Annotated in this window: 9 protein-coding genes and 1 other RNA gene; 8 read left to right on the plus strand and 2 right to left on the minus strand. The window is 68.5% G+C overall.

Going from position 1 to position 11,917, the window contains the following annotated elements; translation table 11 throughout:
- The first annotated feature begins 27 nt into the window (after positions 1–27).
- From HG421_RS19825 to HG421_RS19835, 3 genes are all read left to right on the plus strand, one after another.
- Positions 28–2,100, plus strand: a complete 2,073-nt coding sequence (locus tag HG421_RS19825) for a tetratricopeptide repeat protein (protein ID WP_169707844.1) — start codon at positions 28–30, stop codon at positions 2,098–2,100.
- Positions 2,101–2,681: 581 nt separating this feature from the next.
- A complete protein-coding gene (locus HG421_RS19830) occupies positions 2,682–3,302 on the plus strand; it encodes a YbhB/YbcL family Raf kinase inhibitor-like protein (protein ID WP_169707845.1) in 621 nt (206 codons plus the stop codon).
- A gap of 50 nt (positions 3,303–3,352) precedes the next feature.
- A non-coding RNA gene (locus HG421_RS19835) (sX9 sRNA) lies at positions 3,353–3,430 on the plus strand.
- Positions 3,431–3,681: 251 nt separating this feature from the next.
- On the opposite strand, the gene HG421_RS19840 is transcribed toward HG421_RS19835, so the two are convergent.
- Positions 3,682–4,497: an META domain-containing protein gene (locus HG421_RS19840; RefSeq protein WP_169707846.1), complete on the minus strand. Its 816-nt coding sequence runs from the start codon at positions 4,495–4,497 to the stop codon at positions 3,682–3,684.
- A gap of 133 nt (positions 4,498–4,630) precedes the next feature.
- On the minus strand, positions 4,631–5,425 hold the full coding sequence (locus HG421_RS19845; RefSeq protein ID WP_169707847.1) for an undecaprenyl-diphosphate phosphatase: 795 nt from the start codon (positions 5,423–5,425) through the stop codon (positions 4,631–4,633).
- Between the two features lie 223 nt (positions 5,426–5,648).
- Here HG421_RS19845 and glnA point away from each other — a divergent pair, with 223 nt between their 5' ends.
- The 5 genes from glnA to ntrC all read left to right on the plus strand — a co-directional run bounded on the left by glnA (position 5,649) and on the right by ntrC (position 11,876).
- A complete protein-coding gene (gene glnA, locus HG421_RS19850; protein WP_169707848.1) occupies positions 5,649–7,058 on the plus strand; it encodes a type I glutamate--ammonia ligase in 1,410 nt (469 codons plus the stop codon).
- Between the two features lie 273 nt (positions 7,059–7,331).
- Positions 7,332–7,670 (plus strand): P-II family nitrogen regulator, encoded by a 339-nt coding sequence (locus HG421_RS19855; protein WP_002808480.1) that lies wholly within the window; start codon positions 7,332–7,334, stop codon positions 7,668–7,670.
- A 22-nt stretch (positions 7,671–7,692) separates the two neighbouring features.
- Positions 7,693–9,135 carry an ammonium transporter gene (locus tag HG421_RS19860; protein WP_169707849.1) on the plus strand — a complete coding sequence of 481 codons (1,443 nt, stop codon included), beginning with the start codon at positions 7,693–7,695 and terminating at the stop codon, positions 9,133–9,135.
- Between the two features lie 268 nt (positions 9,136–9,403).
- On the plus strand, positions 9,404–10,459 hold the full coding sequence (locus HG421_RS19865) for a two-component system sensor histidine kinase NtrB (RefSeq protein ID WP_169707850.1): 1,056 nt from the start codon (positions 9,404–9,406) through the stop codon (positions 10,457–10,459).
- Positions 10,452–11,876 (plus strand): nitrogen regulation protein NR(I), encoded by a 1,425-nt coding sequence (gene ntrC, locus HG421_RS19870; RefSeq protein ID WP_169707851.1) that lies wholly within the window; start codon positions 10,452–10,454, stop codon positions 11,874–11,876. Before HG421_RS19865 ends, ntrC begins: the two co-directional genes overlap by 8 nt.
- The last annotated feature ends 41 nt before the right edge of the window (positions 11,877–11,917 follow it).

Below are 11,917 nucleotides of genomic sequence, written 5' to 3' on the forward strand. Positions count from 1 at the left end.
GCGGTTTGTCCGGGACACACCGCCGCCATGCAAGACGCCATTCTTCAAGCCCTGCGCCGCAATGCGGCCGACGATGCGGTGGCGCTGGCCCGCGAATGGGCCACCAGCACGCCGGACGATGCGCAGCCGCACCGCTGGCTCGGGCTGGCCCTGCAGCAGCAAGGTCAGCCGGCGCTGGCGCTGGCCAGTATCGACACCGCGCTGACGCTGACCCCGGAAGACGCCGATCTACACCTGCTGCGTGCCGGCCTGCTGCTGGCCGCGCGCGACCTGGCCGCCGCCGATGTCGCGCTGTCGCGCAGCACCGCGCTGGACCCCAACCAGTTCAACGCCTACGTGATGCAGGCGCATCTGGCGGTGGCGCGCGGCGATCTGGACGAAGCCGAGCGGCTGAGCCGCACCGCTGCGCGGCTGGAGCCGGAGCACCCGCAGTTGCTGGCGGTCGATGGTGTGGTGGAAATGCGTCGCGGCCAGAGCGACCGCGCGCTGTCGCTGCTCACCCGCGCCGCCGAGCAGTTGCCCGACGATGCACGGGTGATGTTCGCACTGGGCTTTGCCTACCTGCAGAAGGAACACTTCGCTTTTGCCGAGCGCGCGTTCGAGCGCGTGGTGGAGCTCAATCCGCCCGGCACCGCGTTGCGCGCCTTCATCGCACAGCTGGCCCAGCGCCAGGGGCGCCTGGACGATGCGCTGACCGCGATGCAGGGCGTGCTGGCCCAGCCCGGCGGCGACATCCCGGCCATGCGCCGGCTTGCCGGCGAGATGGAATTGCAGGCCGGGCGCCCGGACCAGGCCGTTGCGCACCTGCGCCTGGCGCTGGCGCACTGGCCGGCCGACCGCCGCACCCTGCATGCGCTACTCACCGCCTGGGAGCGGCTGGGCGCGGTGGACGATGCGCGCGACAGCCTGGACGCGGCGCTGGCCACCTCGGCCAATGCGCATGACCTGTGGCTGGCCCGCCTGGCGGTGGAGCCGGTCGGCGGGCCGCAGGCGCAGGCGGTGATCGAGCGCTGGCTGCTGGCCATGCCCGAGCACCTGCCGGCGCTGGAAGCGCTGATGCGCGTGCACGACATGCAGGGCCATGCCGAGGAAGCGGAAATGGTGGCGCGCCAGATCGTGGCGGTGGAGCCGGGCCGCATCAGCGGCGAGCAGCGCATCGTCGAAGCCCTGCTCGAGCGCGACCCGCCGGCGGCGATCGCCTGCGTGCAATCGCTGATCGACTCCCTGCCGGCGCCGCAGCAGACCGTATTGCGGCCATGGCTGGGCAATGTGCAGGACCGCGCCGGCCAGCCCGATGCTGCCGTGGGCACCTGGATGCAATTCCACCGCGAACAGGCCCAGCACCGGCTGCCGTTGCCGCCACAGGCCGCCAGGCAGCCGATGCAGTGGCCGGCGCTGGGGACCATTCCCGACACCGTCACCGCGCGCCCGTTGTTCGTCTGGGGCGCGCCCGGCTCGCATGTCGAACGCCTGATCGCGGTGATGGACGCCGCCACCCCGCTGGTACGCGGCGACCGCTATGGCACGACCCCGCCGTCGGACGCGCTACAGAGCTACCGCACCATCGAGCAGCTGGCCTCCGGCGAGCTTGCGCCGATGGCGCTGGTGGAAGGCTGGAAGGCGCAGCTGCCGCGCCGCGGCATCGACGACGGCAACGTCATCGACTGGCTGCTGTGGTGGGACAACACCCTGCTCACCGCGCTGCGCCCGCATCTGCCCGAGGGGCGCCTGGCGATCGCGCTGCGCGACCCGCGCGACATGCTGCTGGACTGGCTCTCGGCCGGTGCACCGGCACCGCTGGCGCTGCAATCGCCGCAGCAAGCCACCGACTGGCTGCTGGCCGCGCTGGAGCAACTGGCGGTGCTGCACGAACGCGATCTGTACCCGCACCGGATCATCCGGCTGGACGGTATCGAAAGCGACCCGCAGGGCATTTCCGACGCGCTGGAGCAGGCCTTCGGGCTGCGCTTCCCGCTGGTGGAGCCCCGCGGCCCGGCCCGCCTGGCCGCAGGGCGCTGGCGCGATTACCGCAGTGTGCTTGGCGCCCAGTTCGACCTGCTCACCCTGATCGCAGTGCGCTTCGGTTACCCGCAGGGCTGACGCACGGCCCGCCGCTTGCCGTTCCGCAAGCGCGGTGCTGCTGTAGGAGCGGCCCCGGCTTGGCCACGACGAGGCGTTACCCATTCTGGTGAAGCCCGTCGCGGCCAGGTCCGCTCTTACGGAGGTCCAACCATCCCGCTGGCGCGGCACGCGTGGACGCCGGGTGCCGGGGATCTGCCCCCGGAGTTAGTGCGGGCGGTTGGCTGGCACATCCCACTAGGGCTGCATTGCTTGCTGTGGCGTCGGTACAAGGGTTGGGCGCCGATTACGTCAGCTGGCCCCTGGCCCAAGCTGCGGACGCCTGTCGTAGGAGCGGACCCGGCCGCGACGAGGCGTTGCCCATACCGGTGAAGCCCGTCGCGGCCAGGTCCGCTCCTACGGAAGTCCAGCCATCCCGGTGGCGCGGCACGCGTGGACGCCGGTGGGTGATAACGATGCCGGCGATCCATGCCTGGCTGACGCTTCTGGCAACGCTTGCGCGTCACTGCGCCGGCCGCGCCACACACGGTTCCACGGCGGCGGCTTCCGCTGTCGCGCCGATCCAGGCACGCTGGGCACCCTCGATCCACGGAGACCTGAGCATGCGTCTGACCAGTACCAGCATCGAAAACGGCAAGCCGATTGCAACGGAATTTGCCGCCGGCATGCCGCAAGGCTTTGCCCCCAACCGTAACCCGCAGCTTGCCTGGAGCGAGGTGCCGGCCGGCACGCAGTCGTTCGCGCTGCTGTGCCTGGACCCGGATGTGCCCACGGTACCGGAGACGGTGGGGCGCGAGGACGTGCAGATTCCGGTCGAGCAGCCACGCACCGATTTTGTGCATTGGGCGATGGCCGATATCCCCGCCAACGTGCATGCGATTGCCGCAGGCAGCTGCAGCGACGGATTCGTGCCCAAGGGCAAGCCGCAGCCGGCCGGTCCGGCGGGCGCCCGCCAGGGCCTGAACTCCTACACCCAATGGTTTGCCGGCAACCCCGACATGGCCGGCGACTATCTGGGCTACGACGGCCCGTACCCGCCGTTCAACGACCTGCGCATGCACCGCTATTTCTTCCGCGTATTCGCGCTGGATGTGGCGCAGCTGCCGCTGCCGACCCCGTTCACCGCCGCCGACCTGCTGTCGGCGATGCAGGGCCACGTATTGGCCGAGGCCGCATTGCACGGCACCTACACGCTGAATCCGTCGCTGCGCCAAGGCAGCTGACAACACGCCTGCGCGTCCGCCAGGCGGGCGCAGCCGGTGCTCGGTGCGAGGTGTACCGCACGTACACCCGGTTCCGCCGCGCCGTGTGCACCCACCTGACGACCGGCAGCTACGTGATTCTGTTCGCCGCTCTGAGCGGTAGTGCGGCCGCGCAACGACTACGCGGCCGCTTTCGCTATGTGATCGTCGATTGCGAGCCCCGGACTCATCGCTGGACGCGTCCTCGTGGTCTGCTGCGTAGTCGCGTCCGATGCGCCTGTGAGTGAACGACACAAGCGCTTGCCGCCGGACGCGCCCCGCGATCTGCTCTTGCGATTCCCGATTCCCGATTCCCGATTCCCGATTCCCGATTCCCGATTCCCGATTCCCGATTCCCAACCTACCCACTCGCCTCGATCATCTGATCCAGCACATACGTCGGCGCGCCCGCAGAGCCCGAGGCCGCGGGATAGCGGGTGACGCGCAGCACGGTGCGGATGCCGGCCTCGTGCTCGAAGCCTTCGATGCTGCCGTCGAGCGGTGTCCACGGTGCGGTCGCCGGCTGTCCCTGCGGGGTCTGCTCGCGCACCTGCAGGCACGCGCGCGCCGGGTCGGCAGGGCAGGGCACGGTGTCGGCCGCCACCTCGAGCAATAGCGTCTGCCCGGGGCCGCCGTGGAGGGTGTCGGCCGTGGGCGCGCCGCCGAACAGCAGGTGGGTGCCATCGCTGCGGGTCAGGCGCAGCTGCGGCGTGGCCTGGGTGGTGGTGTCCAGCGCCACGGCGAAGCGGCCCGACAAGAGCGCGCTGGCGGCGTGCTCCTGCGCCATTTTCCGCGGTTGCGCACACAGCCGCTTGCTGGAGACCACCCGGCCGATCTGCAGCTGCGCGGCTGCCACGCTGTAGTTGGCACCCAGCGCGTTGCAGGTCTGGCTGACCTGGATGCGTTGATCGCCAAAATCCAGTTGCAGCGGCGCGCTGCCGGTCACGAACAGGCTGGCCAGGGCGGTGCCGTGGGCATCGCTGGCCTGCAGCAGTTGCCAGTGGCGGGCCTGCAGGGCTGCGCGCAACGGGGCGGCCTCGGCAGCCGCTGCGTCCACGGCCGCGGCGGTGGCATCCGGTCCGGCATGCGCGGCGTCGGCAACGTCAGGCGGCGTGCCCGGGCCGCAGGCCGTCACGCCCGCCGCCAGCAGGGCCGGGGCGAAGAACACCGCACGCATGGGTGGCTCCTGGTGGTCGACGCCTCAGTGATACCGCCAGCTCGCGGCCAGGGCAATGACCGGCGTCACTGCTCGCGCATGCGCCCTGTCCGGCGCACGCGGCGACGGGCAGGGGCATGCCAGCGGTATTGCCTCAGGCCACGGCCGGCAGCCACAGCAGCAAGGCCGCGCCGAGCAGGATGCGGTACACCGCAAATACCGTGAAGCGGTGCTTCTTGATGTAGCCCAGCAGCCACTTCACCACGACAAAGCCGGTGATGGTGGCCGCCACGAAGGCCACTGCCACATCGGTCCAGTTCTCGCTGCCGAAGCCGCCGTCCTTGTACATCTCCAGCAGCGCGTAGCCGCTGGCCGCGAACATGGTCGGGATGCCCACCATGAACACGAAATCCGCCGCCGCCGAGCGCTTGCTCAGGCCCAGCAGCATCGCCAGGAAGATCGCCGACGCCGAACGCGAGGTGCCCGGAAACACACCGGCCACCACCTGTGCCAGGCCCACGGCAATGGCCACCTTCCAGGTCACCACGTCGCGCTCGGGCAGCTTGCCGGCGAAATGCTCGGCCACCAGCATCCATACACCGCCGATCAGCAGTGCCCAGGCCACCGGCTGGAGGGTTTCCGGCAGCTGCCAGCCGGCCTTGCGCACGATCAGCCCGACCACTGCGGTGACCATGAAAGCCAGGCCGATCTTGAGCACGTAGTCGCGGTTGGCGCGCTCGCCCAGGCCGGTGGCCAGGGTCCACAGCTTCTGCCGCAGCGCCAGGCAGATCGCCAGGATGGCACCGGCCTGGATCACGATATTGAAGAAATCCGAGCGGCGTCCGAGCCATTGTTCGGCGATCAGCAGGTGGCCGGTGCTGGAGATCGGCAGGAATTCGGTGAGGCCTTCGAGAATGCCCAGCAACAGGGCGGAAATGAGGTCGGACATCGGGCGGGAAAGGAGTGCAGGGGAGGCGAAAGGATAGTGCATTGCGGCATGCACCATATCGGTGCACGATGCAGTTGGTTTGCACCACGGTGGTGTTTTCGCAGTGCCAGCGATCTCGACCGAGGTCAGCAAAATCAACGACTTGTGAAGCGCCGCAGCTTGGCATGGTCCCTGCTGTACTACCGCCCACGAGCCACTTCACTCCAATCCGAGGTTTCTTCCGATGTCCGTGGAAAATGTTGAAAAGCTGATCAAGGACAACAAGGTCGAGTTCGTCGACCTGCGCTTCGTCGATATGCGTGGCGTGCAGCAGCACGTGACCTTTCCGGCCAACATCATCGAGCCGGCGCTGTTCGAAGAAGGCAAGATGTTCGATGGCAGCTCGATCGCGGGTTGGAAGGGCATCAACGAGTCGGACATGGTGCTGCTTCCGGACGCCGGTACCGCCTACCTGGATCCGTTCTTCGCCGATCCGACCGTGGTGCTGACCTGCGACATCCTCGACCCGGCCACCATGCAGAGCTATGCGCGCGACCCGCGCGGGATTGCAAAACGCGCCGAGGCCTATCTGAAGTCCTCCGGCATCGCCGACCAGGCCTTCTTCGGTCCCGAGCCGGAATTCTTCATCTTCGATTCGGTGCGCTTTGCCAACGACATGGGCCACACCTTCTTCCAAGTGGGTTCTGAAGAAGCGGCCTGGAACACCGGCGCCAAGTACGACGGCGGCAACAGCGGCTACCGTCCGGGCGTGAAGGGCGGCTACTTCCCGGTCCCGCCGACCGACACCCTGCACGACCTGCGTGCGGAAATGATCAAGACCCTGGAGCAGGTCGGCATCGAGACCGAGGTGCACCACCACGAGGTGGCCACCGCCGGCCAGTGCGAGATCGGCACCAAGTTCTCCTCGCTGGTGCAGAAGGCCGACGAGCTGCTGACGATGAAGTACATCATCAAGAACGTCGCCTACCGCAACGGCAAGACCGCCACCTTCATGCCCAAGCCGATCGTCGGCGACAACGGCAGCGGCATGCACGTGCACCAGTCGCTGGCCAAGGGGGGCGCCAACCTGTTCTCCGGCGACGGCTACGGCGGCCTGTCGCAGCTGGCGCTGTGGTACATCGGCGGCATCTTCAAGCACGCCCGTGCCATCAACGCGTTCGCCAACTCCGGCACCAACAGCTACAAGCGCCTGGTGCCGGGCTTCGAAGCACCGGTGATGCTGGCCTATTCGGCACGTAACCGCTCGGCCTCGTGCCGCATTCCGTGGGTGTCCAACCCGAAGGCGCGCCGTATCGAAATGCGCTTCCCCGATCCGTTGCAGTCCGGCTACCTGACCTTCACTGCGCTGATGATGGCCGGCCTGGACGGCATCAAGAACCAGATCGACCCGGGTGCACCGAGCGACAAGGACCTGTACGACCTGCCGCCGGAAGAAGAGAAGCTGATCCCGCAGGTGTGCTCCAGCCTGGATCAGGCCCTGGAAGCGCTGGACAAGGACCGCGAGTTCCTCAAGGCCGGCGGCGTGATGAGCGACGACTTCATCGACGGCTACATCGCGCTGAAGATGCAGGAAGTGACCAAGTTCCGTGCGGCAACGCATCCGTTGGAATACCAGCTGTACTACGGCAACTGAGTTCCACCGCGGTGATGGCGGAGGCCCCCCCTCCCACCTCCGCCATCGCCGCACATGTTTGACGCTCCACGGCACCGGCCGTGGAGTGAGGGGAACGAGAGAGCACACAGTTCGCGGCGCGCGGGCCTGACCTCTCCCACGCGGCAGATGCATCGCATCGGCCGAGGTCTGCGCGATCTGCGAACGATTGGATGCCGGGGTTGGCATCCAGGTGACTGACACCGCCGGGCGGCGCAATGCCGGCCGGTTCCTTCCACCTTTCGGGGTATGCGCATGAAATTGATCACCGCCATCATCCGGCCGTTCAAGCTCGACGAGGTCCGCGAGGCCCTGTCCGCCGCTGGCGTGTCGGGCATCACCGTCACCGAGGTCAAGGGCTTCGGGCGTCAGAAGGGCCACACCGAGCTGTATCGCGGCGCCGAATACGTCGTGGACTTCCTGCCCAAGATCAAGATCGAGACGGTGGTGACCGACGACCGGCTCGATGCCGTGGTCGAAGCGATCCAGAACGCCGCCGGCACCGGCAAGATCGGCGACGGCAAGATCTTTGTCACTGCGATCGAGCAAGTGGTGCGCATCCGCACCGGCGAGATCGGCGCCGATGCGCTCTGAGTCCACCCCCTCCGGAGTTCGTATGAAGACACCTCTGTTTGCCGGGTGGAAAGCCCGGTTCTATAGCGTGTGCATGCTGATGCTGTTCAGCGCGCTGATGGTGGGCGGCCTGGGCAGCGCGCACGCGCAGTCCACCCCGCAGGTCACTGCGCTCCCGACCGAGCCGGTCACCACCGAGCCGCTGCCGTCAGCGCAACCTGCCCCCGCGCCGGTGGCTGCCGCCGAGGCCGCACCGGTGGTCGACAAGGGCGACGTCGCCTGGATGCTGACCTCCACCCTGCTGGTGCTGATGATGGTGGTGCCGGGCCTGGCGCTGTTCTACGGCGGCATGGTGCGCGCCAAGAATGTGTTGTCGGTGCTGATCCAGGTCGCCACGGTCTTTTCGCTGCTGACCATCCTGTGGGTGCTGTACGGCTACAGCCTGGCGTTCTCCGGCGAAGGCGCGTGGATCGGCAATCTGGACAAGGCGCTGCTCAAGGGCGTAACCATCGAGACCCTGTCGGCCACCTTCACCAAGGGCGTGAGCCTGCCGGAATACGTGTTCGTCGCCTTCCAGGCCACCTTTGCCGGCATCACCGGCGCGCTGATCGTCGGCGCCTTTGCCGAACGCGCCAAGTTCGCCGCGGTGCTGCTGTTCTCGGTGATCTGGTTCACCTTCGGCTACCTGCCGCTGGCGCACATGGTTTGGGCCACCGGTGGCTATCTGTTCGGGCTGGGCGCGCTGGATTTCGCCGGCGGCACGGTGGTGCATATCAACGCCGGTATCGCCGGCCTGGTGGGCGCCTACTTCGTCGGCAAGCGCGCCGGGCTGGGGCGTGAGGCGATCAAGCCGCACAACGTGACCCTGACCTTCGTGGGTGCCTCGTTGCTGTGGGTGGGCTGGTTCGGCTTCAACGCCGGTTCCAACCTGGAAGCCAATGCCGGTGCGGCGCTCGCCTTCCTCAACACCTTGCTGGCCACCGCGGCCGCCATCCTGGGCTGGTCGCTCACCGAGAAGATCATCAAGGGCAAGTCGTCCGCCCTGGGCGTGGCCTCGGGCATGGTCGCCGGCCTGGTCGGCATCACCCCGGCCTGCGGCACCGTGGGTCCGTTCGGTGCGATCTTCATTGGTTTGGCGGCCGGCGTGCTGTGCGTGTGGGGCGTCACCGGTCTGAAGCGCCTGCTCGGTGCCGACGACAGCCTGGACGTGTTCGGCGTGCATGGCCTGGGCGGCATCATCGGCGCGATCCTCACCGGCGTGTTCTCGGCGGCCTCGCTGGGCGGCCAGAAGGGCGGCGATTACGACATCGTGCACCAGGTCGCTATCCAGGCCCTGGGCGTGGGCATCACCGTGGGCTGGATCGGCGTGGTGTCGGTGGTGGGCTTTGTGGTGGCCAAGCTGGTGTTCGGCCTGCGCGTCACCGAAGAAGCCGAGCGCGAGGGGTTGGACATCACCTCGCACGGCGAAGCCGCGTACGAGTCCTGAGCATGCACACCCGCGGCGACATCGCCGCGGGTGGCGTAACGACCGGCCGGCACGGCCTGTGCCGGGTCGGTTTTCTTCCGCGGTCGGTGCTGCCGCGGGTCCACTGCCAAGGTGCCTGCATGACCAGCCCCTCGCCCGTCACTATCGGCGCGGATGCGCGCCCGGTCGGCGCAGTGCACCGCCGACCGGCCTGGCAACCGTCTTCGACGCAAGCTTCGTCTGGCGCGCCAACCGCGCACGCCGATGCTGCTTGCACTAAATTGGTGCAATGCGGATGACGACCTCCATCCCGTCGCTCGACAGCCTGGGCACCCCGGTGGCCTGGGCCGACCGCGAAGGCCGCGTGCTGGGCGTCAATCCGGCCTTCGCGCGCTGGCTCGGCGTCAGTGCCCGGCGACTGGTCGACCAGCCGTTGGCTGCGCTGGAAGTGCAGGGCGATGCGCTGGCGCGGTTCCTGCTCAACGACGAGCGCGACGTGCTGCGCCTGCATCGGCTGGCGCTGGGCCTGCCCAACGACGCCCCGCGGTTTGCCGAAGGCTGGCTGTCGCGGCTGGACGACGGTGGCTGGTTGCTGGAGACCCACCCGGTCGACGAATTTCCTGCGCTCGACCCCACCCATGCCCTGCCCAATGCCCTGAGCGCTGCGCTCAAGGGCCTGGCACACGAACTGCGTAACCCACTGGCCGGCCTGAAGGGTGCCGCGCAGCTGCTGGCGCGCCGCGCGGCCGGGCGCGACGAGGACGAGCGCGAACTGATCGAGCTGATCGGCACCGAGATCGAGCGCCTCAATACCTTGCTCGAACGCCTGCTGTCGCCCTCGCCCCTGCGCCCGCACGATCGCCTCAACATCCATGTGGTGCTCGAACGGGTGCTGCGCCTGGCCGAGGCCGAAGGCGGCTGGTCGGTGCAGGTGCAGCGCGACTACGACCCCAGCATTCCGGACATCCTCGGCGATGTGGACCGGCTCACCCAGGCGGTGTGGAACCTGGTGCGCAACGCCTTCCAGGCCGGCGCCACCCGGGTGACCCTGCGCACCCGCGTCGAACACGGCCAGCGCATCCGCGACCGCGTGCATGCGATGTCGCTGCGGCTGGAGATCATCGACGACGGCGGCGGCGTGCCCGAAGAGCTGGCCGAACACCTGTTCCTGCCGCTGGTCAGCGGCCGCGCCGAAGGCAGCGGGCTGGGCCTGGCGCTGGCCCAGCAGGTCTCGCGCGAACACCACGGCACGCTGACCTACCGCTCGCGTCCGGGCCATACCGTTTTCACCCTGCTGCTGCCCGAGCTGGCCGGCGATCACGACAAGGAGCATCTGCATGGCTGAGGCCGCCGCCGCATCCCACCATATCTGGGTGGTCGACGACGACCGTTCGGTGCGCTTCGTGCTGTCCACTGCGCTGCGCGATGCCGGTTACGCCGTCGATGGTTTCGACAGCGCCGCCGCCGCGCTGCAGGCGCTGTCGATGCGGCCCACGCCGGACCTGCTGTTCACCGATGTACGCATGCCCGGCGAAGACGGCCTGACCCTGCTGGACAAGCTCAAGTCCAGGCACCCGCAGCTGCCGGTGATCGTGATGTCGGCGTACACCGATGTCGCCAGCACTGCCGGCGCCTTCCGCGGCGGCGCGCATGAATTCCTGTCCAAGCCCTTCGACCTGGACGATGCGGTGGCGCTGGCCGCCCGTGCCTTGCCCGATGCCGATGCGGCCGCCGACGACGGCATCATTCCACTGGCCGAAGGCTCGGCCGCATTGATCGGCGACACCCCGGCGATGCGCGCGCTGTTCCGCGCCATCGGCCGGCTGGCGCAGGCGCCGCTGTCGGTTCTGATCAACGGCGAAACCGGCACCGGCAAGGAGCTGGTCGCGCGCGCGCTGCACAACGAATCGCCGCGCGCGCGCAAACCCTTCGTGGCGCTCAACACCGCCGCAATCCCGGCCGAATTGCTGGAAAGCGAGTTGTTCGGGCACGAAACCGGTGCCTTCACCGGCGCCACCAAACGCCATATCGGCCGCTTCGAACAGGCCGACGGCGGCACCTTGTTCCTGGACGAAATCGGCGACATGCCGCTGCCGTTGCAGACGCGCCTGCTGCGCGTGCTGGCAGAGAACGAATTCTTTCGCGTCGGCGGCCGCGAGCTGATCCGCGTCGATGTGCGCGTGATTGCTGCCACCCATCAGGACCTGGAAGCGCTGGTCGAGCAGGGCCGCTTCCGCGCCGACCTGTTGCACCGGCTGGACGTGGTGCGCCTGCAACTGCCGCCGCTGCGCGAGCGTCGCGGCGACATCGCGCAACTGGCGGAGAACTTCCTGGCCATGGCCGGGCGCAAGCTCGACATGCTGCCCAAGCGGCTGTCTTCAGCCGCGCTGGAAGACCTGCGTCAGTACGACTGGCCGGGCAATGTGCGCGAACTGGAAAACGTCTGCTGGCGCCTGGCTGCGCTGGCCACGGCCGACGTCATCGATGTGGTCGACGTGGACGCCGCCCTGGCCCGCGGCCGCCAGCGCGCCGGCCGTAGCAGCGTCGGGCAATGGGACGACATGCTGTCCAGCTGGGCCGCGCAACGCCTGAGCGAAGGTGCCCAGGGTCTGCACGCCGAAGCGCGCGAACGCCTGGACAAGACCCTGCTCGAAGCCGCCCTGCAACTGACCCAGGGCCGCCGCGCCGAAGCCGCCGCGCGCCTGGGGCTGGGCCGCAATACCGTCACCCGCAAGTTGGGGCCGGGGCGCAAACGGCGTTGACTACCCGCATGCGCGGTCGAGCCCCTCTCCCGCCTGCGGGA

Origin of the sequence: Xanthomonas campestris pv. badrii (assembly GCF_012848175.1) — a bacterium.
Lineage (GTDB): Bacteria > Pseudomonadota > Gammaproteobacteria > Xanthomonadales > Xanthomonadaceae > Xanthomonas > Xanthomonas campestris_C.

What these genes read in the sequence shown, in the direction of transcription:
- ntrC (WP_169707851.1), top strand. Translation starts at nt 10,452, where the DNA reads ATGGCTGAGGCCGCCGCCGCATCCCACCATATCTGGGTGGTCGACGAC.
- HG421_RS19860 (WP_169707849.1), top strand. Translation starts at nt 7,693, where the DNA reads ATGAAGACACCTCTGTTTGCCGGGTGGAAAGCCCGGTTCTATAGCGTG.
- HG421_RS19865 (WP_169707850.1), top strand. Translation starts at nt 9,404, where the DNA reads ATGCGGATGACGACCTCCATCCCGTCGCTCGACAGCCTGGGCACCCCG.
- HG421_RS19855 (WP_002808480.1), top strand. Translation starts at nt 7,332, where the DNA reads ATGAAATTGATCACCGCCATCATCCGGCCGTTCAAGCTCGACGAGGTC.
- glnA (WP_169707848.1), top strand. Translation starts at nt 5,649, where the DNA reads ATGTCCGTGGAAAATGTTGAAAAGCTGATCAAGGACAACAAGGTCGAG.
- HG421_RS19840 (WP_169707846.1), bottom strand. Translation starts at nt 4,497, where the DNA reads ATGCGTGCGGTGTTCTTCGCCCCGGCCCTGCTGGCGGCGGGCGTGACG.
- HG421_RS19830 (WP_169707845.1), top strand. Translation starts at nt 2,682, where the DNA reads ATGCGTCTGACCAGTACCAGCATCGAAAACGGCAAGCCGATTGCAACG.
- HG421_RS19845 (WP_169707847.1), bottom strand. Translation starts at nt 5,425, where the DNA reads ATGTCCGACCTCATTTCCGCCCTGTTGCTGGGCATTCTCGAAGGCCTC.
- HG421_RS19825 (WP_169707844.1), top strand. Translation starts at nt 28, where the DNA reads ATGCAAGACGCCATTCTTCAAGCCCTGCGCCGCAATGCGGCCGACGAT.